General features: G+C 68.6%; 22 protein-coding genes. 6 read left to right on the forward strand and 16 right to left on the reverse strand.

Features of this window, described 5'->3' with window-relative positions:
* Nucleotides 1-4 precede the first annotated feature (4 nt).
* A complete protein-coding gene (locus tag E6O51_RS13080) occupies nt 5-754 on the forward strand; it encodes a HesA/MoeB/ThiF family protein (RefSeq protein ID WP_136385432.1) in 750 nt (249 codons plus the stop codon).
* Nucleotides 755-809: 55 nt separating this feature from the next.
* Here E6O51_RS13080 and E6O51_RS13085 read toward each other — a convergent pair whose 3' ends face one another.
* From E6O51_RS13085 to E6O51_RS13130, 10 genes are all read right to left on the reverse strand, one after another.
* On the reverse strand, nt 810-1,835 hold the full coding sequence (locus E6O51_RS13085) for an alpha/beta hydrolase (protein WP_136385433.1): 1,026 nt from the start codon (nt 1,833-1,835) through the stop codon (nt 810-812).
* Nucleotides 1,836-1,838: 3 nt separating this feature from the next.
* On the reverse strand, nt 1,839-2,801 hold the full coding sequence (locus tag E6O51_RS13090) for an alpha/beta hydrolase (protein ID WP_136385434.1): 963 nt from the start codon (nt 2,799-2,801) through the stop codon (nt 1,839-1,841).
* A 4-nt stretch (nt 2,802-2,805) separates the two neighbouring features.
* Nucleotides 2,806-4,863 carry a TonB-dependent siderophore receptor gene (locus E6O51_RS13095; protein ID WP_136385435.1) on the reverse strand — a complete coding sequence of 686 codons (2,058 nt, stop codon included), beginning with the start codon at nt 4,861-4,863 and terminating at the stop codon, nt 2,806-2,808.
* On the reverse strand, nt 4,860-5,267 hold the full coding sequence (locus E6O51_RS13100; RefSeq protein WP_136385436.1) for an STN domain-containing protein: 408 nt from the start codon (nt 5,265-5,267) through the stop codon (nt 4,860-4,862). Before E6O51_RS13100 ends, E6O51_RS13095 begins: the two co-directional genes overlap by 4 nt.
* 98 nt (nt 5,268-5,365) lie before the next feature.
* Nucleotides 5,366-6,352 (reverse strand): FecR domain-containing protein, encoded by a 987-nt coding sequence (locus E6O51_RS13105; RefSeq protein ID WP_136385437.1) that lies wholly within the window; start codon nt 6,350-6,352, stop codon nt 5,366-5,368.
* Nucleotides 6,349-6,903: a sigma-70 family RNA polymerase sigma factor gene (locus E6O51_RS13110; protein ID WP_136385438.1), complete on the reverse strand. Its 555-nt coding sequence runs from the start codon at nt 6,901-6,903 to the stop codon at nt 6,349-6,351. The genes E6O51_RS13105 and E6O51_RS13110 overlap by 4 nt, the downstream gene beginning before the upstream one ends.
* 142 nt (nt 6,904-7,045) lie before the next feature.
* Nucleotides 7,046-8,158, reverse strand: a complete 1,113-nt coding sequence (ribD, locus tag E6O51_RS13115) for a bifunctional diaminohydroxyphosphoribosylaminopyrimidine deaminase/5-amino-6-(5-phosphoribosylamino)uracil reductase RibD (protein WP_136385439.1) — start codon at nt 8,156-8,158, stop codon at nt 7,046-7,048.
* On the reverse strand, nt 8,139-8,651 hold the full coding sequence (nrdR, locus tag E6O51_RS13120; RefSeq protein ID WP_136385440.1) for a transcriptional regulator NrdR: 513 nt from the start codon (nt 8,649-8,651) through the stop codon (nt 8,139-8,141). The genes ribD and nrdR overlap by 20 nt, the downstream gene beginning before the upstream one ends.
* 58 nt (nt 8,652-8,709) lie before the next feature.
* On the reverse strand, nt 8,710-9,960 hold the full coding sequence (glyA, locus tag E6O51_RS13125) for a serine hydroxymethyltransferase (protein ID WP_136385441.1): 1,251 nt from the start codon (nt 9,958-9,960) through the stop codon (nt 8,710-8,712).
* An 81-nt stretch (nt 9,961-10,041) separates the two neighbouring features.
* Nucleotides 10,042-10,713: a histidine phosphatase family protein gene (locus E6O51_RS13130; RefSeq protein WP_136385442.1), complete on the reverse strand. Its 672-nt coding sequence runs from the start codon at nt 10,711-10,713 to the stop codon at nt 10,042-10,044.
* Between the two features lie 127 nt (nt 10,714-10,840).
* Between E6O51_RS13130 and E6O51_RS13135 the strand changes: the two genes are divergently transcribed.
* Together E6O51_RS13135 and E6O51_RS13140 are read left to right on the forward strand one after the other, a co-directional pair.
* Nucleotides 10,841-11,434, forward strand: coding sequence for a TRAP transporter small permease subunit (locus E6O51_RS13135; RefSeq protein WP_136385443.1), 594 nt, complete (start codon nt 10,841-10,843; stop codon nt 11,432-11,434).
* Complete coding sequence (locus E6O51_RS13140; protein WP_136385444.1) at nt 11,431-13,071, forward strand: TRAP transporter large permease; 1,641 nt, start codon at nt 11,431-11,433, stop codon at nt 13,069-13,071. The genes E6O51_RS13135 and E6O51_RS13140 overlap by 4 nt, the downstream gene beginning before the upstream one ends.
* Nucleotides 13,072-13,163: 92 nt before the next feature.
* Here E6O51_RS13140 and E6O51_RS13145 read toward each other — a convergent pair whose 3' ends face one another.
* Both E6O51_RS13145 and pmbA read right to left on the reverse strand, forming a co-directional pair.
* Nucleotides 13,164-14,303, reverse strand: a complete 1,140-nt coding sequence (locus E6O51_RS13145; protein WP_136385445.1) for a TRAP transporter substrate-binding protein — start codon at nt 14,301-14,303, stop codon at nt 13,164-13,166.
* A 163-nt stretch (nt 14,304-14,466) separates the two neighbouring features.
* Nucleotides 14,467-15,807, reverse strand: a complete 1,341-nt coding sequence (gene pmbA / locus E6O51_RS13150) for a metalloprotease PmbA (RefSeq protein WP_136385446.1) — start codon at nt 15,805-15,807, stop codon at nt 14,467-14,469.
* Nucleotides 15,808-15,871: 64 nt separating this feature from the next.
* Between pmbA and yjgA the strand changes: the two genes are divergently transcribed.
* A complete protein-coding gene (yjgA, locus tag E6O51_RS13155) occupies nt 15,872-16,426 on the forward strand; it encodes a ribosome biogenesis factor YjgA (RefSeq protein WP_136385447.1) in 555 nt (184 codons plus the stop codon).
* The gene (gene mog, locus E6O51_RS13160) at nt 16,423-17,013 is read left to right on the forward strand and encodes a molybdopterin adenylyltransferase (protein WP_136385448.1); all 591 of its coding nucleotides are present in this window, start codon (nt 16,423-16,425) and stop codon (nt 17,011-17,013) included. The genes yjgA and mog overlap by 4 nt, the downstream gene beginning before the upstream one ends.
* A gap of 67 nt (nt 17,014-17,080) precedes the next feature.
* On the opposite strand, the gene E6O51_RS13165 is transcribed toward mog, so the two are convergent.
* Both E6O51_RS13165 and msrP read right to left on the reverse strand, forming a co-directional pair.
* Nucleotides 17,081-17,746, reverse strand: coding sequence for a protein-methionine-sulfoxide reductase heme-binding subunit MsrQ (locus tag E6O51_RS13165; RefSeq protein ID WP_136385449.1), 666 nt, complete (start codon nt 17,744-17,746; stop codon nt 17,081-17,083).
* 23 nt (nt 17,747-17,769) lie between these two features.
* Nucleotides 17,770-18,714 carry a protein-methionine-sulfoxide reductase catalytic subunit MsrP gene (gene msrP, locus E6O51_RS13170; RefSeq protein ID WP_136385450.1) on the reverse strand — a complete coding sequence of 315 codons (945 nt, stop codon included), beginning with the start codon at nt 18,712-18,714 and terminating at the stop codon, nt 17,770-17,772.
* Nucleotides 18,715-18,889: 175 nt separating this feature from the next.
* Here msrP and aroG point away from each other — a divergent pair, with 175 nt between their 5' ends.
* Nucleotides 18,890-19,975: a 3-deoxy-7-phosphoheptulonate synthase AroG gene (gene aroG / locus E6O51_RS13175; protein ID WP_136385451.1), complete on the forward strand. Its 1,086-nt coding sequence runs from the start codon at nt 18,890-18,892 to the stop codon at nt 19,973-19,975.
* Between the two features lie 72 nt (nt 19,976-20,047).
* Here the strand turns inward: aroG and E6O51_RS13180 are convergent, their stop codons facing one another.
* A complete protein-coding gene (locus tag E6O51_RS13180) occupies nt 20,048-21,361 on the reverse strand; it encodes an ATP-binding protein (protein ID WP_211091399.1) in 1,314 nt (437 codons plus the stop codon).
* Entirely contained in the window at nt 21,358-22,056 is a 699-nt protein-coding gene (locus E6O51_RS13185) for a response regulator (protein WP_230976788.1), read from the reverse strand. The genes E6O51_RS13180 and E6O51_RS13185 overlap by 4 nt, the downstream gene beginning before the upstream one ends.
* Between the last annotated feature and the right edge of the window lie 200 nt (nt 22,057-22,256).

Raw genomic sequence — 22,256 nt, forward strand, 5'->3', positions numbered from 1 at the left:
CGCCATGAACGACGACCAGCTCCTGCGCTACAGCCGCCACATCCTGTTGCCGGAAATCGGCGTCGAGGGGCAGGAGGCCATCCTGGGCGCCCGCGTGCTGGTGATCGGCGCCGGCGGGCTCGGTTCGCCGGCGGCCATGTACCTGGCCGCGGCCGGCGTCGGCACGCTGGTGCTGGCCGACGGCGACACGGTGGATCTGACCAATCTGCAGCGCCAGATCCTGCACAGCGAAGCCGGCGTGGGGCGGTCCAAGGTCGAATCGGGGCGGGAAACGCTGCACCGCCTCAACCCGCAGGTGCGCGTCGAGGCGCTGGCGGCCCGGCTGGAAGGCGCGGCGCTCGACGAGCAGGTGGCCGCGGCCGACGTGGTGCTCGACTGTTCGGACAACTTCGCCACCCGGCACGCCGTCAACCGCGCCTGCGTGCGCCACCGCCGGCCGCTGGTCTCCGGCGCGGCGATCCGCTTCGACGGCCAGGTGGCGGTGTTCGACCGGCGCCGTGGCGATGGGCCCTGCTACAACTGCCTGTTCCCCGAGGGGCTGGAAGTGGAGGAGGTGCGCTGCGCGGTGATGGGCGTGTTCGCGCCGGTGGTCGGCATGGTCGGCACCACCCAGGCGGCCGAGGCGCTGAAGCTCATCGTCGGTTGCGGCCACACGCTCGACGGCCGGCTGCTGCTGCTCGACGGACTGGGCATGGAGTGGCGCAGCGTTGGTCTGGTGCGCGATCCCGGCTGTGGGGTGTGCGCGGCGGGCTAGCGTCCATCCTTGATGCCATTACACGCTCTGCGCGAACGTGAAATGGTGTGGAAATTCAGACGCGCTGCAAATGCGCGGGCGCGTTGCCCAGGAAGAACCGGAGGCCGTCATGGATGGATGGCCCCAGCATGGAGGGGTGTGATTCATCGGCAAAGCGATGAAAGAACACCTCCAGGCCGTCGATGCGGGCAAGCCGGCGGGCGCTGTCCAGGATGTCCGGGCCGGGTTCGCCGGTGCCAGTCTGTTGTTGTTTACTCTGCTCGGAGGAGCGCTCGATCAGCAGCCGTGATGGCTGCGCCAGGCGGTCTCCGGCGGCCCGCACGCCTGCCAGGAAGGCGGCTTCCTCGTGCAGGATGGAACCGCCGTTCCACCAGATGGAGGGGTCCGCCGCAATCCAGGTATCGAACATCCGCGGGCGGGTGTACAGGGCATGCAAGGCCAGCAGGCCACCCAGCGAGTGGCCGAACAGGGCCTGTCGCCGCATGTCGACGGCAACACGCCTTGCGATGGCCGGGCGCAGGTCGTGCTCGATGAAATCCAGAAAAATATCCTGTCCGCCGGTCCTGATTGCGCTGCGCCCTCCGCGTAGATGCTCGCTGGCGGTGGGTGGCGTGAGGTCGAAATAACGGCGTTCCACGTCGAAACGCACATTGGCCGGATAGCCGATACCCACCAGGACCACCTGCCGCGCGGCCCCTTGCGGGTCGCTGCGCTGGATGGCTTGCAGCGCATGCCACGCCAGCGGAAAGCTGGCATTGCCGTCGAGCAGATGGATGACCGGGCAGCCCCGGGCGGGCGGCTTCTCTTGCGGCCATGCCACGTGGATGCGCCAGGGCTCGCCCGCGTGGCGCGAGCTGCCCAGCAGGAACTGCTCCACCCGTTCATGGCGGATCTGTTCCGGCGGCAACCCGGCCTGCCGGCGCGGCCGGTCGTCGGGCGCGGCGGTGCCGGCCGGGTCTTGCCGCGGCGTTGCCGCCTGCTGCGCCCGTGCCAGGGTCGAACCCGCCATTGCCGCCAGCCCCAGTATGGCCGTGCGGCGGCTGATGCGGCGGGACATCCGGATGGATACGTTCTTTGGCATCCGTCAAAGCCTTTGCGCGCCTTGTGGCACCTGGCCCACGGCAAAGAGCACCGCGTCGGCCGCGGCCGGCCCGAACAGCGATCCATGGGTCTCTCCCGCCACGTTCCGGTGCCACATCTGCAAGCCGTCCAGGCCCGCCAGGCTGGCGGCAGGGGTCTGACGATCGGCGCGTTCCGCGTCGCCGCCGGAGTTTTCCACCAGCAATCGCAGCGGGCTGGCGAGCTTGCCGCCCGCCGCCCGCACGCCTGCCAGGAAAGCCGCCTGTTCCTGCAGCGCCGAAGAGCCGTTCCACCAGAAGGAGGGATCGGTGGCCACGTAGTTCCGGAACAGTTCGGGCCGGGTGTAGAGCACATGCATGGTGAACAGGCCGCCGAGGGAATGGCCGAACAGGGTTTGCTGGCGCGCGTCGATGGGCAAGCGCCGGGCAACGGCTTCACGGACCTGCTGCGCCAGGAAGTCCAGAAACACCTGCCGCCCGCCGGTGGCCAGATCGACGCTGCGCGCACGGCGGAATTCCTCCGCCGTGTAGGGGGTGAAGTCGTGGTAGCGCCGCGGCGTGTCGATGCGCAGGCCGGACGGGTAGCCGATGCCCACCAGCGCCAGTTGGTCCAGCGTTCCGGCCAATTCCGGGCGCGCCGTGCGCAGCGCGGCCAGGGCGTGCCAGGCCAGCGGGAAGCTGGCATTGCCGTCGAGCAGGTAGAGCGCCCGATACCCCGCCGCCGGTGCCGCGCCGCGCGGCCGGGCCAGATGGATCTGCCACGGCTCGCCGTTGTGTGCGGGGCTGTTGAGCGCGAACGATTCCACCCGCTCATCGACGATGGTTTCGGCTGGCGTCTGGCTGGCGCGGCGCGGCGGTTCGGGGCGTTCGCCTGCTTCAGCGGCCAGCGCCCGCGCTACCGGCAGCAGCGCCAGTGCGGACAATCCCAGCAATGTGCCGCGCCGCTTGTAAAGGTCGGGATGTGTCATGTTTTCACCAGTCGTAGGTCAGGCTGGCGGAAACCACGCGGTTCGGCAAGTAGTAGCAGAACCCTGTGGGGCCGTTGCATGTGACGTAATCCTTGTCGAACAGGTTGCTGGCGTTCACGCTCAGATGCATGCCCCGCAGGCTGGCATCCAGCCCGCCCAGATCATAGCGAAGCGAGGCATCCACCAGCGTCCGCGAGGAGTTTTCCACTGTGTTGGCATCGTTGCCATAGGAAGAACCTGTGTAGCGTACGCCCATGCCGATACTGAGCCCCGACGGCATGCGGTAGTTGAAGCGTGCCGAGATGATCTCGCGTGGCGAGCGCGCCATCCGGTTGCCCTTGTTGGCGTTGTTGACCTGGGTGATCCTGGCGTCCATGTAGGTGTAGGAACCGCTGAGGCTCAACGCCCGGGTCAGCGCGTACGTGCCTTCCAGCTCGAAGCCGCGCACGCGGTTCTCGCCGGTCTGCACCTGGCAGGTGCGGCCATCGCAGAGATGGGCCGGATCGGGGTCGGTGGTCAGCATGTTGCTTTGCTCGATCTCGTAGACGGCCGCCGTCACCAGATTGCGACTGCCCGGCGGCTGGTACTTGACGCCAAGTTCGACCTGCTCGCCTTCGATCGGATCAAAAGCCTTGCCGTAGTAGTCCTCGCCGCTGGACGGCACGAAGGACGTCGAGTAGCTGATATAGGGCGCCACACCGTTGTCGAACAGGTAGTTCACGCCGATACGGCCGGTGGTGGCCTCGGTGGATGTACCGGTGCGGGTGTTGCTGGCCAGTTGTATGACCCTGGTGCTGGCCCAGTCATGGCGCAGGCCGGCGGTCAGCGTCCACTTGTTCCAGAAGATCTGGTCCTGCAGGTAGATGCCCCGCTGGATGCGGCTGTCTTTCCTGCTTGGCGTGCGCTCGCCAATGACGACCGGCGTGGCGCCATACACCGGCTCGAACAGATCCAGCGGGCCGACCGTGCCGGTGGCCGTCGAGAGTTCGATGTCGGTCCAGTGGTAGTCGAATCCGCCCAGCAGCATGTGAGTGACCGGACCAAGCTCCAGCGCGTAGAGCAGATTGGTGTCGGCGCTGAAGCCCTTGCCCTGGTTCTCGTTGGATTCGGCCGTGCCGGTCAGGGTGCGTCCATCCGCCGCCAGCGTGCGGCGCTCGACGTTATCGTAGATCATGTCCACTTCGATGTAGCGCACGTTCTGGCGCAGTTTGGCCGATTCGCCGATGAACTGCTCCAGCGAGTAGCCGATGGCGGTCTGGTCGCGGTCGTAGCGGTTGAAGCCGGGTTCGCCCTGGAAGAAGGTGCGCGACACCTTGCCATAGGGCGAGTCCAGCAGAGTGCCGATTGCCGGCAGGCGCTCGGCGGTGTTGCCGCCGCGGTCCCGCTGGTAATTGCCCAGCAGCGTGACGGAGGTGCGCGGCGAGGGCTGCCAGGTCAGGGTGGGGTTGAAGAAAACCCGTTCCAGTTCGACATGATCGATCTGCGTGTCCGTGCGCGAAGCGGAACTGACCAGCCGGTACAGCCACGTGCGCTCTTCGTCGAGGGGGCCGCCGACGTCCACGTTGGCACGGATCAGCCCGTCGCTGTCGGTCTGCAGTCCTACTTGGCGCTGCAGTTCCTGCGGGGGCCTCTTGCTACGTATGTTGAGCAAGCCGCCGGGCGCAACCTGCCCGTACAGCGAGGATGCGGGGCCGCGCAGCACTTCCACGCGCTCCAGGCCATAGCTGTCGAAGCGGGTGGACATGGCACCGCCGCCGGTGCTGCTGCCGGGCGGGCGCAGGCCATCCACGTACATGTAGTTGCCAAAGCCACCGGTGCGGAAACCGCGCACCCAAATTTCTTCCACACGGCTGTCCTTGCCATACGTGCCGATGTCCACCCCGGCGAGATAACCCACGGCATCCTGCACGTTCTGCGCGCCCATCTCGTCCATCTGCTGGCGGGTGACCACCGATACCGATGCCGGAGTCTCGACGATCGCCGTATCGGTCTTGGTGGCGCCATAGCTGCGCGTGGCAACCGGCGCGGCGTCGATGGCGCCGCCCAGCCCCTGCGCCGTCACCCCGTCACCGGCGCCAGCATCACATCCCTGTCCTTCGCCGTCACCGGCGCCGGGCGCACGCTCAGCGTGCCGCTTTCGGTCACGACCATTTCCAGCCCGGTGCCGGCCAGGGCCTGGCGGACGGCGTCGGTGGCGCTGTGGGTGCCGCGCACGGGGGCGGCGGTCCTGCCGGCGACCAGCGCCGGGTCGGCGGAGAGGCGGCGGCCGCTGTCGCGGGCGATGCGGGCCAGGGTGTCGGCCAGCGGGGCGGCGGGCAGGTCCCAGGCGCGGGTGGCGCTGGCCACGGCGGGCTCTTGCGGGGCGGTCTGGGCGATGGCCGTCAGGCTGGCCAAGGCGAGCGAGATGGCGATGGCGCAGCGCAGCGGGCGGGGCCGAAGGATACTGGAATGGTGAGCGGTGGGCATGCTGTTTTCCCGGCGGGTGTTGAACGGTAGGCTTGAACGCATGGGTTCAAAGCACTTGTCCAACGAGACCGGGAGAACCCCTCACGGAATCGAGAAAATCATTCGTTTTCGCTGCGATGTTCGACCAGCGTGAGCAGCGGTCCGTATCGGCGGATGGCGATGGGCTGGGTTTCGGCAAGGGAAAGGAGCGCGGCATCCGGGTCGTCGAGCGGGAAGACGCCGAACACGCGCAGTCCCGCGGCCTGCGGCGATACGCGCAGGTAGCCGCGCTTGTAGGGGCGCAGTGCGTCGATGACTTCGCCGAGCGGGCGGTCGCGCACGTCGAGCTGGCCGTCGGCCCAGGCGGCGCGGGCGGCGGCGGGGTCGGACAGCGGCTCGATGCCGGCGGGGCCGAAGCGGGCCGACATGCCGGCGTCGAACGTGCGCTGCGCGCCGTTGACGGCGGTGAGTTGCACGCGGTGTTCGAGCACGGCGAGTTCGCTGTGGCCGTCCTGCCGGCGCACCGCGAAGCGGGTGCCGAGGGCGCGGGCCTGGCCGTGGGCGGTGTGCACGATCAGCGGCCGGGCGGGGTCGGGCGCGGTGTGGATCAGGATCTCGCCTTCGCGCAGGCGCAGCAGGCGCGTCTGGGCGCTGAATTCGATGTCGACCGCGCTGCGGGCGTTGAGGACCAGCGTGCTGCCGTCGGCGAGCCGCACTTCGCGGCGTTCGCCGGTGGTGGTGCGCAGGTCGGCGGTCAGGGCGGTGAGTGACTGCTGGCGGTCGAGCGCGTAGCCGCCGAGGCCGAGCAGCAGCAGGGCGGCGGCACTGTTGCGCAGGGCCTTGCGGCGTTCGGGCGCGGTCAGCGCCAGGCGGGCGGCGCGGCGCTGGCCGGGCAGCCGGGTTTCGGCTTCCTTGAGCGCGGCGATGGGCTGGTCGAGCAGGCCGGAGATGGTCCGCCAGGCATGCTGGTGGCGCGGGTCGGCGGCGAGCCAGGCATCGAAGGCGGTGCGGTCGCCGGCCGTGGCGTTGCCGGAGCCCAGCCGCACCAGCCAGTCGATGGCGCGTTCGGCAACGGGGTCGAGGGGCCGGCTGGCGGAGGCGTTCATGGACGCGGGGCGGTCAGGCTGTTGACGGCGCCCTGCGGCATGGCGTCGAGGCAGGCGAGGTAGCAGTGGGTGAAGGCCCGCTTGACGTCGCGCTCCACGGTGGCGACGGAAACGCCCAGAGCGCGGGCTATTTCGGCGTGGGTCATCTCTTCCAGCCGGTTCATCAGGAAGGCTTTGCGGGCGCGCAGCGGCAGGCCGCCGAGCAGGCGGTCCAGGGTTTCGATGGCCTCGCGCACCAGGGCGTAGTCTTCGGCCGAGGGCGCATGGTTTTCCGGCTGCTGGGCCAGTGCTTCGAGCCAGGCATTCTCCAGGTTGCGCCGGCGCCAGAAGCTGAACAGTACGCGCTGCGCCAGCGTGGTCAGGAAGGCGCGCGGTTCGTCGAGTCTGCCCAGGTCGCGGGCACCGAGCACGCGCACGAAGGTGTCCTGGGTCAGATCGGCGGCCTGGTGGGGGCAGCCTATCCTGCGGTACAGCCAGTTCTGCAGCCAGCGGTGGTGGTCGTGGTAGAGGGCGTGGGCGGTCTGTTCGAACGAAGCGGTCGGGTCGGACATGGCATCCCGATGGCGAAAGCCGCCAGGGCGGATTTATTGAGAACGATTCATATTACGGAAATGGGCCGGACATGAAAAGGCCCCGGGCAGGGGCCTGCCGGGGCAGCGGGGCGATGCCGGGGCGGTGTGTCCGCCCGGCCCCTTACTCGACCTGGCCGGATTCCCCGCCGCGTGGTCGGGCGATGATGCGGAAATCCTCGCCGATGCGGCGGATGTCGCGGATGTCCAGCCGGGTGGCCTGATCGAGCGCGGTGAATGCGGGCAGCTTGAAGAGCCCCTGCGCCGCGTCGCCGAGCAGCACCGGCGCGAGGTAGAGCAGCAGTTCGTCGACGCAGCCTTCGCGCAGCAGCGAGCCGTTGAGCCTGAAGCCCGATTCGGCGTGGATTTCGTTGATGCCGCGTTGGCCCAGCGCCCGCAGCAACGCCGGCAGATCCACCTTGCCCGCCGGGTCGGGCAGCACGACGACTTCGTGGCCTGCCGCCTGCAGCGCGGCGATGCGCGCGGCGTCCTCGCTGGCGGTGGCGACGAGGGCCGGCGCGCCCTGCAGGATGCGGGCGGAAAGCGGCACGTCGAGCCGCGCATCCACCAGTACCCGCAAGGGCTGGCGCGTGCACGGAATCGCGCGGACGTTCAGTTGCGGATCGTCTTCCCTGACGGTGCCGATGCCGGTGAGGACGGCGCAGGCGCGGGCGCGCCAGCGGTGGCCGTCGCGACGGGCCGCCTCGCCGGTGATCCACTGGCTCACGCCGTTCTCCAGCGCCGTCTTGCCGTCCAGTGTGGCGGCGGTTTTCAGGCGCAGCCAGGGGCGGCCGCGGGTCATGCGGGAGACGAAGCCGATGTTGAGTTCGCGCGCCTGGTTCTCCAGCAGACCGGCGGCGGTTGCGATGCCGGCGGCGCGCAGGCGGGCGAGGCCCTCGCCCGCCACCAGCGGATTGGGGTCTTCCATGGCGGTGACCACGCGCGCCACGCCGGCCTTCATCAGCGCGTCGGCGCAGGGCGGGGTGCGGCCGTGGTGGGAGCAGGGTTCCAGGGTGACGTAGGCGGTGGCGCCGCGTGCCAGATCGCCGGCGGCGCGCAGGGCATGGACTTCGGCGTGGGGTTCGCCGGCGCGTTCGTGCCAGCCTTCGCCGACGATGCGGCCGTCCTTCACCAGCACGCAGCCCACGCGGGGGTTGGGCGTGGTGGTCTCCAGCCCCCGTTCGGCCAGCGCCAGGGCGCGGGCCATGGCGGCGTGGTCAGTTGCCGAAAAGGTCATGCTCGGGGTCGGGCTGCCCGGCCTGGCCCTTGCGCCGGCGCGGGCGGGCCTGCACTTCGCGGACCACCTCGGAGAACTCGTCCACGTCGGCGAAGTTGCGGTACACGGAGGCGAAGCGGATGTAGGCGACCTTGTCGAGCTTCTTCAGCTCCTTCATCACCAGTTCGCCCAGCCGCTCGCTGGGGATTTCCGGTTCGCCCAGGGACAGCAGGCGGGCCTCGATGCGGTCCACGGCGGCTTCCAGCGCCTCGGTGGTGACCGGGCGCTTGCGCAGGGCGAGCTTGAGGCTGCCGGCGAGCTTGGCGTGGTCGTATTCCGTGCGGTTGCCGTTGCGCTTGACGATGTGCGGCATCTTCAGGTCGATGCGCTCGTAGGTGGTGAAGCGCTTGTCGCACTTCACGCAGCGCCGGCGGCGGCGCACGACGTCGCCGTCCTCGTTCTCGCGGGTGTCGGTGACCTGGGTGTTGGGGTCGCCGCAGAAGGGACACTTCATGGTTGGCGCAGGGCCGGGCGGTCCGCGGCGTCTGATCCGCCGCGGACCGCCTGCCGGGTCACTTGCCGTACACCGGGAAGCGGGCGCACAGCTCGGCCACCTGCCCGCGCACGCGCCCGATGGCCGCCTCGTCGTGGGGCGCATCCAGCACGTCGGCGATCAGGTGGGCGATCTTCTCCGCCTCGATCTCGGTGAAGCCGCGCGTGGTCATGGCCGGCGAGCCGATGCGGATGCCGGAGGTGACGAAGGGCTTTTCCGGGTCCTTGGGGATGGCGTTCTTGTTCACCGTGATGTGGGCGCTGCCCAGCACGGCTTCCGCTTCCTTGCCGGTGATGTTCTTGGCGCGCAGGTCCACCAGGAAGACGTGGGATTCGGTACGGCCCGAGACGATGCGCAGGCCCCGCTCCTCGCCCAGCACGCGCGCCATCACGCGGGCGTTGGCGATGACCTGTTCCTGGTAGTTGCGGAAGGCCGGCGTGGCCGCTTCCTTGAAGGCCACCGCCTTGCCGGCGATGACGTGCTCCAGCGGGCCGCCCTGCAGGCCGGGGAAGATAGCGGAGTTGATCGCCTTCTCGTGGTCCGCCTTCATCAGGATGATGCCGCCGCGCGGGCCGCGCAGGGTCTTGTGGGTGGTGGAGGTGACCACGTCGGCGTGGGGCACCGGGTTGGGGTAGTAGCCCGCTGCGATCAGGCCGGCGTAGTGGGCCATGTCCACCCAGAAGATGGCGCCCACGGCCTTGGCGACCTTGGCGAAGCGTTCGAAGTCGATGCGCAGGGAATAGGCGGAGGCGCCGGCGACGATGATCTTGGGTTTGTGCTCGCGGGCCAGGCGCTCCATGGCGTCGTAGTCGATTTCTTCCTTGGCATCGAGACCGTAGGCGACCACGTTGAACCACTTGCCCGACATGTTGAGCGGCATGCCGTGGGTGAGGTGGCCGCCTTCGGCCAGGCTCATGCCCATGATGGTGTCGCCCGGCTTGGCGAAGGCCATCAGCACCGCCTGGTTGGCCTGGGAGCCGGAGTTGGGCTGCACGTTGGCGGCCTCGGCGCCGAACAGCTTCTTCAGGCGGTCGATGGCGAGCTGCTCGACCACGTCCACGTGTTCGCAGCCGCCGTAGTAACGCTTGCCCGGATAGCCTTCCGCGTACTTGTTGGTGAGCTGGGAGCCCTGGGCTTCCATCACCGCGTGGGAGACGTAGTTTTCGGAGGCGATCAGCTCGATGTGGTCTTCCTGGCGCTTGTTTTCGGCCTGGATGGCGGACCACAGTTCCGGATCGACCTTGGCGAGGGTGTCTTGCGAGGAGAACATGGGGCGGGGCTCGGTAACGAGTGGTTTTAAAAGCGGATATTACCACGCACCCAAGGGGGGCATGGTGCAGCGCAAAGTGATTCAGGCGTTGGGCAGTTCGTCCCGCGCGGCCTGCAGGTGGGACCGTTCGGCCCAGGCGATCAGGCGCCAGCCGCGGTCCGCATCGAAGCCCAGCCAGTTCAGCGCCGCGTTGGGGATGGGGAAGTCGCGCGCGGTGGCCAGCGCCTTGCCGGTGGACAGGCGGTGGGCGACGTCGAGCACGCCGCCGTGGGTCACCACCAGGATGCTCTCGCCGGAGTGGCGGCGGGCGAGTTCGGTGAGCGCGCCGCCGATGCGGTCTGCGAAGGCGAGCAGGCTTTCGCCGCCGCCGGGGAAGGCGAAGTCCGGCTCGCGCGCCTCGAAGCGCCGGTAGGCGTCGGGGAAGCGCTCGGCGGCTTCGGCGTAGGTCAGGCCCTGGAAGATGCCATAGTGGCGCTCGCGTAGGGCCGCCATGGGCTGCGCTTCGATGCCGGCGGCGCGGGCGATGGGGATCGCCGTCTGCAGCGCGCGGGCGAGGTCGCTGACGTAGAGGGCGGAGAAGGACCGGCCCGCCAGGTTGCGGGCGGTGGCGTGGGCCTGGGCCATGCCGGTCTCGTTGAGTGGGACGTCAAGATGCCCCTGCAGGCGGCGTTCCGCGTTCCACGGCGTTTCGCCGTGGCGCACCAGGCAAACCGTGCAGTGCTGCGGGTTTCGGGCGTGTTCGTCTATATCCATCGGTAAGTGAATACCCTAGCTTCGGCGGGTGTGGCGCTGTGGAATAATCCGGCCACCGCAAAGGCCGGCAAGCTCACAAAGCCTGCCTGGCGCCCGGGTGTGTGCTTCCCCCAAAGGAGTCTCCTTCGTGTCCTTCCTGCTCAAGCTGTCGAAGTTGATCGACTGGATCAACGAACGGGTCGGGCGCAGCGTGATGTGGCTGGTACTGGTCGCCGTGGTGATCAGTGCGGGCAATGCGCTCGTCCGCAAACTGTTCAACATGAGTTCCAACGCCTTCCTGGAGATCCAATGGTATCTCTTCGCGGCGATCTTCATGCTCGCCGCGGGCTATACCTTCCTGCGCAACGAACACGTGCGCATCGACGTGTTCGCCGGCCGGCTCTCGCCCAGGGGGCAGAACGTGATCGACGTCATCGGCATCCTGCTCTTCATGCTGCCGATGGCGGTGCTGATCCTGTGGCTGTCCTGGCCCATCGTGATGAACTCCATCCAGTCCGGCGAAATGTCGGCCAACCCGGGCGGCCTGATCCGCTGGCCGGTGAAGGTCCTGCTGCCGATCGGCCTCGCCCTGCTGATCCTGCAGGCGTTGTCCGAACTGATCAAGCGCGTCGCCTTCCTGATGGGGCGCGGGCCCAATCCGCTCGCCAAGCCCGGCGGCCCGAGCGCCGAGGAGGAACTGGCCGCCGCCATCAAGCAGCAGAAGGCCGGAGGGCAGCAATGACCCAGTTCCTGATCGCCAACATGGCGCCGCTGATGTTCGCGGCGCTGGTGTTCTTCCTGCTGTTCGGCTTCCCGGTGGCCTTCGCGCTGGCGGCCAACGGCATCCTCTTCGGCCTCATCGGCATCGAACTCGGCCTGCTCAGCCCGGCACTGTTCCAGGCCCTGCCCGAACGCATCTTCGGCATCATGGCCAACGACACGCTGCTGGCCATCCCCTTCTTCACCTTCATGGGGCTGGTGCTGGAACGAAGCGGCATGGCCGAAGACCTGCTCGACACCATCGGCCAGTTGTTCGGACCCATCCGCGGCGGCCTGGCCTACGCGGTGATCTTCGTCGGCGCGCTGCTGGCGGCGACCACCGGCGTGGTGGCGGCGTCGGTGATCTCGATGGGGCTCATCTCCCTGCCCATCATGATGCGCTACGGCTACGACAACCGCCTGGCCTCGGGCGTGATCGCAGCCTCCGGCACGCTGGCGCAGATCATCCCGCCGTCGCTGGTGCTCATCGTGCTGGCGGACCAGCTCGGCCGTTCGGTGGGCGACATGTACAAGGGCGCGATGCTGCCCGGCCTGGTGCTGACCGGCCTGTACGTGGTCTATGTGTTCGTGATCAGCGTGATCTTTCCCAAGGCGGCGCCGGCAGTGCCCGCCGAGGCGCGCACCATCCGCGAGAACGACGGTTCTTCCGGCCTGCGCTCGGTCGGCGTGCTGTTCGCCCTCGCGGTGGGGGCGGCCTACGCCTTCGCCCAGTACTACGGCGAGGGCAAGTCGATCGACGAGGTGGTGGTGATCTCCTCCCTGGTGGCCATCGGCGTCGCATTCGCCGTCGCGGTCGTCAACCGGGTGTTCAGGCTCGGCCTGCTGTCCAACATGGCCGAACGCGTCACCTTCGTGCTGATTCCGCCGCTGGGCCTGGTCTTCCTGGTGCTCGGGACCATCTTCATCGGCGTCGCCACACCGACCGAAGGCGGCGCGATGGGCGCCGTGGGCGCCGTGCTGATGGCGCTTTCGCGCAGGCGTCTGACGGTGTCGCTGGCCAAGCAGGCCATGGACGTCACTACCAAGCTGTCGTGCTTCGTGGTCTTCATCCTGATCGGCTCGACCGTGTTCGGCCTTACCTTCCGCGGCGTCAACGGCGACCTGTGGGTGGAGCACCTGCTGACCTCGCTGCCGGGCGGCGAGGCCGGCTTCCTGATCGCGGTGAACATCCTGGTCTTCCTGCTCGCCTTCTTCCTCGATTTCTTCGAACTGGCCTTCATCATCGTGCCGCTGCTGGCGCCGGTGGCCGACAAGCTGGGCATCGATCTGGTCTGGTTCGGCGTGCTGATCGCGGTGAACATGCAGACCTCCTTCATGCACCCGCCCTTCGGCTTCGCCCTGTTCTACCTGCGCTCGGTGGCGCCGCCCCGGATCAGGACCACCGAGATCTACTGGGGCGCGGTGCCGTTCGTGTGCATCCAGTTGGTGATGGTGGCGCTCATCATCCTCTTCCCCAACCTCGTGTCCTACGAGCGCCGCACGGTGCAGACCGAGCCGGTCGAACTGCAGCTTCAACTGCCGGGGGCGGGAAGCGGCGGCACGCCGAACGGCCCCAACCTGGATCTGCTGCAGCAACTGCAGCAGGGCGGGAGTCGCTGAAGGGAGGGAGTAGAACCTCCCCTCGTAAAAGGGAAGACGAAAAAAAAAAACCGCGGCGTGCCGCGGTTTTTTCTTGGCAAGTACAACCGGCGTCAGCGCGTCGACTGCAGGAAGCGGTCGATGGTTGCCTCGGCCACGCTGAACCAGGCATTCTGGGAGCGGCGGTACTTGTCCCACTCGGTGAAGATCTTCTTCCACGCCGGGTTCTTGCCGGCTTCGTCGTTGTACAGTTCGAAGGCCGCCTTGTAGGCGCCCTGCATGATCTCGTCCGAGTAGGTTTCCAGCTTGACGCCGTTCTGCAGCAGGCGGGCCAGGGCCTGGGGGTTCTTGTCGTCGTAGGAAGCCATCATGGTGACGTTGGCCTCGTCGGCGGCCGCGCGGAAGGCATCTTGATACTCCTTCGGCAGCGAGGCCCAGGCGGTCTGGTTGACGAAGAAATGGATGGCCGGGCCCGGTTCCCACCAGCCGGGGTAGTAGTAGTGCGGCGCAACCTTGTAGAAGCCGAGCTTTTCGTCGTCGTAGGGGCCGACCCATTCGGCGGCGTCGATGGTGCCCTTTTCCAGTGAGGGGTAGATGTCGCCGCCGGCGATCTGTTGCGGGATGGCGCCCAGGCGGGAGAACACTTCGCCGCCGAGGCCGGCGATGCGGATCTTCAGGCCCTGCACGTCGGCCAGCGAGTGGATCGGCTTGCGGAACCAGCCGCCCATCTGCACGCCGGTGTTGCCGCCGAGGAAGGACACCACGTTGTAGTTGGAATAGAACTCGTCGAGCAACTGCTGGCCGCCGCCGAACATCACCCAGGCGTTCATCTGGCGGGCGTTCAGGCCGAAGGGGACGGCGGTGCCGAAGCCGAAGGTCTTGTCCTTGCCGACGTAGTAGTAGGAGCAGGTGTGGCACAGCTCGACGGTGCCTTGCTGCACGGCGTCCAGCGCCTGCAGGCCGGGGACGATCTCACCGGCGGGGAACACGCGGATGTCGAACTTGCCGCCGGTGATCGCCCGCAGACGGTTGGCCAGCACGTCGGCGCCGCCGTAGATGGTGTCCAGGCTCTTGGGGAAGCTGGAGGTCAGGCGCCACTTGATTTCGGGCAGGCCGGTCTGTACGGCGGGAGCCCCGGCGGGGGCGGCGGCCGGCGCCGCGGCTTCTTCCTTCTTGCCGCATGCGGCAAGACCGACGGCGGCACCGGCGACCAGGCCGGCCCCGGCTTTCTGCAGGAATGAACGACGTTCCACGATCTCTCCTCCTCGTTTGTCTGTGGATGGTCTTGCGACGCGGCGATTATAGGCTTCGGCCAATCGGTCAAAATGGCGGAAAACCCTAACCGGCGCGGCTTCCCAGCCAGCCTGGGAGGTGCCGGTGCGGCCTGCTGCAGGTATGCAAGAGGGATATGCCGCGTCAGCGGCCGGCGATCTTCATGCGCTCGATCAGCACCGAACCGCAGTGCTTGGCACCGCGCGGCAGGGCGTCGTTGCCAACGGCGACGATGGCGCGGAACATGTCGCGCAGGTTGCCGGCGATGGTGATTTCCTGCACCGGGTGCTTGATGCGGCCCTTTTCGACCCAGAAGCCGGCCGCGCCACGCGAATAGTCGCCCGTGACGTAGTTCACGCCGTGGCCGAGCAGTTCGGTGACGACCAGGCCGCGGTCCATCTTCTTCAGCAGTCCGTCGAAGTCCAGATCACCCGGCGCCACCCGCAGGTTGTGCGAGCCGCCGGCGTTGCCGGTGGTCTGGAGCCCCAGCTTGCGCGCGGTGTACACCGACAGGAAATAGCCCTGCAGCACACCGTCCACCACCACCTCGCGGTCGTGCGTGGCCACGCCGTCGCTGTCGAAGGGGGTGGCGCCGAAGGCGCCGCGCAGGTGCGGGCGTTCCGAGATGTTGATGATGGGCGAGAAGATCTGCTGGCCCAGGCTGTCGAGCAGGAAGGTCGCCTTGCGGTACAGCGCGCCGCCGCTCGCCGCCTGCACGAAGTTGCCGATCAGCCCGACGGCAAGCTGCGCATCGAACAGCACCGGCACCTCGCAGGTGCGGATCTTCTTCGCGCCCAGGCGCGCCACCGCGCGTTCGGCCGCGCGCCGGCCGACCGCCCCGGCGCTCTCCAGGTCCGCGGCGTCGCGCCGGCTGTCGTACCAGTATTCCCGCTGCATGCCGTCGCCGGTGCCTGCGATCACCGAGCAGGAAAGGCCGTGCCGGGTGCTGGCGTAGCCGCCCATGAAGCCCAGGCTGTTGGCGGAGACGAAGTGGGAGCGCTGGGCGGAGACGGATGCGCCTTCGGAGTTGCTCACCTTGTCGCTGGCGGCGAAGGCGGCCTCCTCGCAGCGGTGGGCGGTGGCGATGGCCTCGTCCACGCTCAGCTTCCACGGGTGGTCCAGGTCCAGGTCGGGGCTGTCCTTCGCCAGCAGTTCCTTGTCGGCAAGCCCGGCGCAGGGATCGGGCGCGGTGAAGCGGGCGATGGACACGGCCGCCTCCACCGTGGCCTTGAGCGCCTTGCGGGAGAAGTCCGAGGTGCTGGCGTGGCCGCGCTGCTGGCCGAGATAGACCGTGACGCCGATGCCCTTGTCGCGGTTGTACTCGATGGTGTCCACCTCGCCGCGGCGCACGGTCACGGTCTGGCCGACGCCTTCCGACACGTCGGTCTCGCAGGCCGAGGCGCCGCGCTTCCTGGCGAACTTCAGCACGTCGGCGGCGATTTCCTGCAATTGCTCGTGGGGGAAGGCGAAATCTTGGGCGGACATGGGCGTGGGACCGAAAGGCGCAAAGGCTATAATCTTACCCCGATCCCACCCGGCCCCGATTTTCATGACGCACCACCCCGACGAAGGCGAGTTCCACGACGAGCAGCCCAGCAAGACCCGCCGCAAGAAGGACATGCACGCACTGCAGGACCTGGGCGAACAACTGGTGGCCCTCTCCGTCGAGCGCCTGCGCAAGGTGCCCATGCCCGAGGAGCTGTTCGACGCGGTGCGCGACGCCCAGCGCTTCACCTCCCACGGCGCGCGCCGCCGCCAGATGCAGTACATCGGCAAGCTGATGCGCAGCATCGACGCCGCGCCGATCCAGGCGCAACTCGACGCCTTCAACGGCGTGTCGCGGGCCGAGACCGCGCGTCAGCACCGGCTGGAGAAACTGCGCGCCGACCTGCTGGAAGACGAGAAGGTGCTCGGCACCATCGCGGAAACCTGGCCGGAGGCGGACCTGCAGCATCTGCGCGTCCTGCGCCGCAACGCGCTGAAGGAACGCGAACAGGACAAGCCGCCGCGCGCCTACCGCGAACTGTTCCGAGTGCTGCGCGAACTGGACGAAGGGGCCGCGGCCGGGGCGGCGCCGGAAGATTTCCCCGCGGAGGAAGAATGAGTACGGCGATCCGCATCGGCCTGGTCTCCATCAGCGACCGCGCCTCCGACGGCACCTACGAAGACCAGGGCATCCCCGCGCTGCGCGAGTGGCTGGGCCGGGCGCTGGTGTCGCCATGGGAGGATGTGGCGCGCCTGATCCCGGACGAGCGCCCGCTCATCGAGCAGACCCTCGTCGAACTGGCCGACCACGAGGGCTGCAGCCTGATCCTGACCACCGGCGGTACCGGCCCGTCGCCGCGGGACGTCACCCCGGAAGCCACGCTCGCCGTGGGCCACAAGGAGATGCCCGGCTTCGGCGAGGAGATGCGCCGCATCAGCCTGAACTTCGTCCCCACCGCCATCCTGTCGCGCCAGGTCGCGGTGATCCGCGGAAGCTGCCTGATCGTGAACCTGCCCGGCCAGCCCAAGTCCATCCGCGAGACGCTGGAAGGGGTGCGCGCCGGGGACGGCAGCGTGCGCCACGTGGGCATCTTCGCCGCCATTCCCTACTGCGTGGACCTGATCGGCGGCCCGTACATGGAAACCGACGAAACGGTGATCAAGGCCTTCCGGCCCAAGAGCGCCGTCCGCCCCGGCCGGCCGTAGGAGCGGGCTTGCCCGCGATACGGCGTCATTGGCACGCGGAACCGCCGTATCGCGGGCAAGCCCGCTCCTACCGCAGGATGCGGATCACCTTGCCTTTGAACTGCGGCGCCCCGGCGGCAATCTGGCGGCGCCGTTCCAGTTCGCGCCACCAGGCGCGCACGCCCAGCAGCGCGGCCAGCACCAGCGCGTAGATGAGCGGTTTCAGCACGTCCGCCTTCACCAGCCACCAGTAGTGCACTACCCCCAGGATGGCGATGGCGTACACCGAACGGTGCAGCGCCTGCCAGCGCCGCCCGCCCAGGCGGCGGATGGCGAAGGCGTTGGAGGTGGCGGCCAGCGGCAGCAGCAGCACGAAGGCCGCGAAGCCGACGGTGACATAGGGCCGCTTCAGGATGTCCGCGGCGATCGCCCCCCAGTCGAACCACAGGTCCAGCCACGCCCAGTTGGCCAGATGGGCGCAGGCCCAGGCGAAGGCGACGAGCCCCAGCATGCGGCGCAGGCGCTGCAGCCAGTGCAGGCCGGTGAGCCGGCGCAGGGGGGTGACGGCCAGCGTGACCAGCAGCATGTTCAGCGTCCACTCGCCGGTGCCGCGCTGCAGGGTCTCGATGGGGTTGGCGCCCAGCGTGCCGGCGAACCAGCCGTGGGCCAGCAGCGCGGCCGGCACCAGGCACAGGGCGAGGACCAGGACCTTGAGCGCGGCGAGCTGGAAAGGGGTGGGGGCGTGCAGGTTCATCCGGTTCGTGCGGGCAAAGGGGGTCAATAGTATTTCTTCAGGTCCATGCCCTGGTAGAGCTGCGCCACCTGCTCCGCGTAGCCGTTGAACATCAGCGTGGGGCGGCGGCGCAGTTCGCCGATGCGCCTTTCTGTGGCTTGGCTCCAGCGCGGGTGGCTGACCTCGGGATTCACGTTGGAATAGAAGCCGTACTCCTGGGGGGCGTAACGGTTCCAGGCGGTGATCGGTTCCTCTTCCACGAGGCGGATGGCGACGATGGATTTCGCGCTCTTGAAGCCGTACTTCCACGGCACCACGACGCGTACCGGCGCGCCGTTCTGATGGGGCAGCACCTCGCCGTACATGCCGAAGGTGAGCAGGGTCATCTGGTGCAGCGCCTCGTCCAGGCGCAGGCCCTCCGTGTAGGGCCAGATCAGCACCGGGCGCCGGGTCATGATCTCCGCGTCGTAATGGGTCACGAACTGGACGTACTTCGCGCTGCCCTGGGGCTCCACGGCCTTCAGCAACGCAGCCAGCGGAAAGCCCGCCCACGGGATCACCATGGACCAGCCTTCCACGCAGCGCAGGCGGTAGATGCGCTCTTCCAGCGGGGCGAGCCTGAGCAGTTCGTCCAGGTCGAAGCTGCGCGGCTTGTTCACCAGGCCTTCGACGCGCACCGTCCATGGCCGCACCTGCATGCGGTGGGCGTTGCGCAGCGGGTCGTCCTTGCCGGTGCCGAACTCGTAGAAGTTGTTGTAGGTGGTGGCGTGGCCCACGTCGGTTCGTGCTTCGTCGGTGCTGAACGCACTGGGCTGCAGCGGTGCAAGCCGCTGCGCGGCCTGCGCACCGCGTGCCGGCAGGCCGTGCCACAGGGCCGCGCCGGCGGCCAGCCCGAGGCCGGCGCGGCGGATGAAGTCGCGCCGGCCTTCGAACAGGGCGCGCGGCGTGATTTCGGAAGGGAGGATGTCGGCGGGGCGTCGGATCAGCATGGCGGGTTCTTCTCTTGTACGGGTGAAGCTGAGTCGTCCGGGAGGCGGCATACCTTACACCCGGGGTGCCGGTGTGACCGGCGGCGGCAAGCCGAGGTTCAGTCGGGCTGGACGTATCGCGGGACCGGCCTGATAGAATCGAATGTTCCTCAACGATTCCGCGCAAGAGCCCGCCATGTCCGCCTCGGTCAAGATCCACATCGACGACGTCCGCATCCAGGAAATCAAGGAGCTCGTGCCGCCGGCACACGTGCTGCGCGAATTTCCGGCCAGCCACACGGCCGCGGAAGTCACATGGGAGGCGCGCCAGGGCATCCACCGCATCCTGTATGGCGCCGACGACCGCCTGCTGGTGGTGATCGGGCCGTGCTCCATCCACGACACCGACGCGGCGCTGGAATACGCCGACCGCCTGAAGAAGGAGGCCGACCGCCTCAAGGAAGACCTGCTGGTGGTGATGCGCGTGTACTTCGAGAAGCCGCGCACCACGGTGGGCTGGAAGGGGCTGATCAACGACCCCTACCTGGACGGGAGCTTCCGCATCAACGACGGCGTGCGCCTGGCGAGGAAGCTGCTGTGGGAGATCAACGAGCGCGGCCTGCCCGCGGGCACCGAATTCCTCGACATGATCACGCCCCAGTACATCGCCGACCTGATCTCCTGGGGCGCCATCGGCGCGCGCACCACGGAAAGCCAGGTGCACCGGGAACTGGCCTCCGGCCTGTCCTGCCCGGTGGGCTTCAAGAACGGCACCGACGGCAACGTGCGCATCGCCATCGACGCCATCAAGGCCGCCCAGTCGCCGCACCATTTCCTGTCGGTGACCAAGGCCGGCCATTCGGCCATCGTGTCCACCCGCGGCAACGAGGACTGCCACGTCATCCTGCGCGGCGGCAAGGCCCCCAACTACGACGCCGCCAGCGTGGACGCCGCGTGCAAGGAACTGGCCGCCGCCGGTGTGGCGGGCAAGGTCATGATCGACTTCTCCCACGCCAACTCCAGCAAGCAGCACCGCCGCCAGATCGACGTGGCGCGCGACGTGGCCGGCCAGATGGCCGCCGGCGACGACCGCATCATCGGCGTGATGGTGGAATCCCACCTCAAGGAAGGCCGCCAGGACCTGGTGCCGGGCAAGGAGCTGGAATACGGCAAGAGCATCACCGACGCCTGCATCGGCTGGGAGGACAGCGTGGAAGTGCTGGATGTGCTGGCCGAGGCGGCGCGCACGCGGCGGGTGAAACGGGCCGCGAATCTGGAATGAAATAGGGCGCGAGAGACCGGGCGCAGGGGGGGCACGCCCCCTTTCGCGTTTTGCGCCGCCGGCCGGACGCCTTCAGGCCGGCAGCGCAATGGTGGCCGTGAGGCCGCCTTCCCGGCGGTTGGCGAGGTGGATCTCGCCGCCGTGGGCGGCGATGCAGGAGCGCGCGATGGCCAGCCCCAGTCCGATGCCGCCCGTGTCCATATCCCGCGCCGGGGCGGGGCGGGCGAAGGGCTCGAACACGCGTTCCAGCCAGTCCTCGGGGATGCCGGGGCCGTCGTCGTCCACGGTGATCAGCAGGCTGTCGCCGGCGGGAGGGGCGTCGAGGCGGATGCGTGCCGTGCCGCCGTAGCGCACCGCGTTGTCCACCAGGTTGGCGAGCGCGCGTCCCAGCGCCAGCGGCCTGCAGCGGTAGGGCACCGGGCCGGGTACGGCCCAGCTCACCGCTTGGCCCAGCTCGAGGCACCGGCTACCCACGTGCGCCACCAGTTCGGCCAGGTCGGCCTCCTGGGTGGGTTCGCGCACGCTGTCGTCGCGGGCGAAGCGCAGCGTCTCGTCGATCATGTCGCGCATGTCGTCGATGATGCGTCGCATGGGTGCGCGCACCGCCTCGTCCTCCAGCAGTTCCACCTGCAGGCGCAGGGCGGTGAGCGGGGTGCGGAAGTCGTGGCCGATGGCGGCCAGCATCGCCGTGCGGTCGGCGACGAAGCGGGTCAGGCGCTGGTGCATGGTGTTGAAGGCGGCGGTGGCTTCGCGCAGTTCCACGGGGCCGGTCACCGGCAGCGGGTCGATGCGTTCGCCGCGGCTGATGCGCTCGGCCGCTTCGGCCAGCGCGCGGGTCGGCCGCAGGATGCGCCATGCGAACAGGAGCACCAGCGGCAGCACCGGCAGCACGCTGACCGGCACCGAAAACTTCAGCCACCATTGGGAGCGCAGTCGGGGGCGCAGGCTCGCGTGGAGCCAGCGGCCATCGGACAGCCGCAGCCGGGCCTCCAGCAGGCCGTAGCGCGGGCTTCCAGGCAGGTAGGCCTCCGTGTCGGCTTGCACGTAAACGTGGATGGCAGCGGCGGGCGGCAACCCGGCGAAGGTGGCCAGTTCGGCGGCCAGTTCGGCGTCCGCTGCGCTCATGGGCCGCAGTTCGGGGGGCGCGGGTAGCAGGCGGTAGACGGCGTCGCTGCTTTCCAGGGCCGCGAGCAGGGCCGGCGTTTCGTCGGGGGCGCAGGCTTCCACGGCGCGGTAGGCGGCGGCGATGCGGACGAGGGAGTATTCCCGCGCCTGCGGCAGGATGCCTTCGCCTTCGATGAGGATGGCGATCAGGTGCGCCGCGGCGATGCCCAGCAGCAACAGCCCGATCAACTGCCCGGCCAGGCTGCGCGGCACCAGCCTCATATGGGCAGACGGCGCACTTCGGCGGCCAGCAGGTAGCCGTCGCCCCAGGCCGTGCGCAGCAGGCGCGGGCGGCGTGCGTCGTCGCCCAGCTTCTTGCGCAGGCGGCTGACCTGGGTGTCGATGCTGCGGTCGAACACCGTGGCCTCGTCCCGGGTGGTGAGGTCCAGCAGGCGCTCCCGGTTCAGCACCGTGTTGGGATGTTCCACCAGCACGTGCAGCAGGCGGTATTCCACGGGACTCAGCTCCACCGTGCGGCCGTCGCAGTGGCGCAGCTCGCGGCGGCTGGTGTCCAGTATCCAGGCGTCGAAGCTGTAACCGCCGTTGCCGGCCGCGGGCGCGGCGGGCGCCGCACCCTCCAGCCGGCGCAGCACGGTCTTGATGCGGGCGACCAGTTCGCGCGGATCGAAGGGCTTGGTCACGTAGTCGTCGGCGCCCAGTTCCAGGCCGGCGATACGGTCGGCCGGCTCGGCCATGGCGGAGAGCAGGATCACCGGAATCTTCAGGTGCTCGTAAATGTAGCGGCACAGGGACAGGCCGTCCTCGCCGGGCAGCATCACGTCCAGCACGATGAGGTCGAAGCACTGCTGGGCGAGCAGTGCCCGCACGCCCTCGGCATCCGCCGCGGTGCTCACGTCCAGCCCATAGCGGCCGAGATAGGTAGCGAGCGGGCCGCGAATCTCCTGGTGGTCGTCCACGACCAGGACGCGTGTTCTTCCTGTTGGCAAGGCAAAGGCTCCATGGGCGGCGCGGTTCTACGCCGAAAGTGTCGGTGTCCGGGCTCTTGCAGCCCGACGTCGTCTCCCGCCCCTCTTTCGCCGGGGCCGGACGCCATTGTGTCCGGCCCTTTTGTCACAAGTTTTTCACACTTTGACAAAAGCTTACAACAGCAAATGCG

This window comes from Pseudothauera rhizosphaerae (assembly GCF_004801305.1).
GTDB classification, from domain to species: Bacteria; Pseudomonadota; Gammaproteobacteria; order Burkholderiales; family Rhodocyclaceae; genus Pseudothauera; species Pseudothauera rhizosphaerae.

Bases quoted from the DNA above. Each gene is read 5' to 3' on its own strand.
- E6O51_RS13080 (WP_136385432.1), top strand. From the start codon at position 5: ATGAACGACGACCAGCTCCTGCGCTACAGCCGCCACATCCTGTTGCCG.
- E6O51_RS13085 (WP_136385433.1), bottom strand. From the start codon at position 1,835: ATGCCAAAGAACGTATCCATCCGGATGTCCCGCCGCATCAGCCGCCGC.
- E6O51_RS13090 (WP_136385434.1), bottom strand. From the start codon at position 2,801: ATGACACATCCCGACCTTTACAAGCGGCGCGGCACATTGCTGGGATTG.
- E6O51_RS13100 (WP_136385436.1), bottom strand. From the start codon at position 5,267: ATGCCCACCGCTCACCATTCCAGTATCCTTCGGCCCCGCCCGCTGCGC.
- E6O51_RS13105 (WP_136385437.1), bottom strand. From the start codon at position 6,352: ATGAACGCCTCCGCCAGCCGGCCCCTCGACCCCGTTGCCGAACGCGCC.
- E6O51_RS13110 (WP_136385438.1), bottom strand. From the start codon at position 6,903: ATGTCCGACCCGACCGCTTCGTTCGAACAGACCGCCCACGCCCTCTAC.
- ribD (WP_136385439.1), bottom strand. From the start codon at position 8,158: ATGACCTTTTCGGCAACTGACCACGCCGCCATGGCCCGCGCCCTGGCG.
- nrdR (WP_136385440.1), bottom strand. From the start codon at position 8,651: ATGAAGTGTCCCTTCTGCGGCGACCCCAACACCCAGGTCACCGACACC.
- glyA (WP_136385441.1), bottom strand. From the start codon at position 9,960: ATGTTCTCCTCGCAAGACACCCTCGCCAAGGTCGATCCGGAACTGTGG.
- E6O51_RS13130 (WP_136385442.1), bottom strand. From the start codon at position 10,713: ATGGATATAGACGAACACGCCCGAAACCCGCAGCACTGCACGGTTTGC.
- E6O51_RS13140 (WP_136385444.1), top strand. From the start codon at position 11,431: ATGACCCAGTTCCTGATCGCCAACATGGCGCCGCTGATGTTCGCGGCG.
- pmbA (WP_136385446.1), bottom strand. From the start codon at position 15,807: ATGTCCGCCCAAGATTTCGCCTTCCCCCACGAGCAATTGCAGGAAATC.
- yjgA (WP_136385447.1), top strand. From the start codon at position 15,872: ATGACGCACCACCCCGACGAAGGCGAGTTCCACGACGAGCAGCCCAGC.
- mog (WP_136385448.1), top strand. From the start codon at position 16,423: ATGAGTACGGCGATCCGCATCGGCCTGGTCTCCATCAGCGACCGCGCC.
- E6O51_RS13165 (WP_136385449.1), bottom strand. From the start codon at position 17,746: ATGAACCTGCACGCCCCCACCCCTTTCCAGCTCGCCGCGCTCAAGGTC.
- msrP (WP_136385450.1), bottom strand. From the start codon at position 18,714: ATGCTGATCCGACGCCCCGCCGACATCCTCCCTTCCGAAATCACGCCG.
- aroG (WP_136385451.1), top strand. From the start codon at position 18,890: ATGTCCGCCTCGGTCAAGATCCACATCGACGACGTCCGCATCCAGGAA.
- E6O51_RS13180 (WP_211091399.1), bottom strand. From the start codon at position 21,361: ATGAGGCTGGTGCCGCGCAGCCTGGCCGGGCAGTTGATCGGGCTGTTG.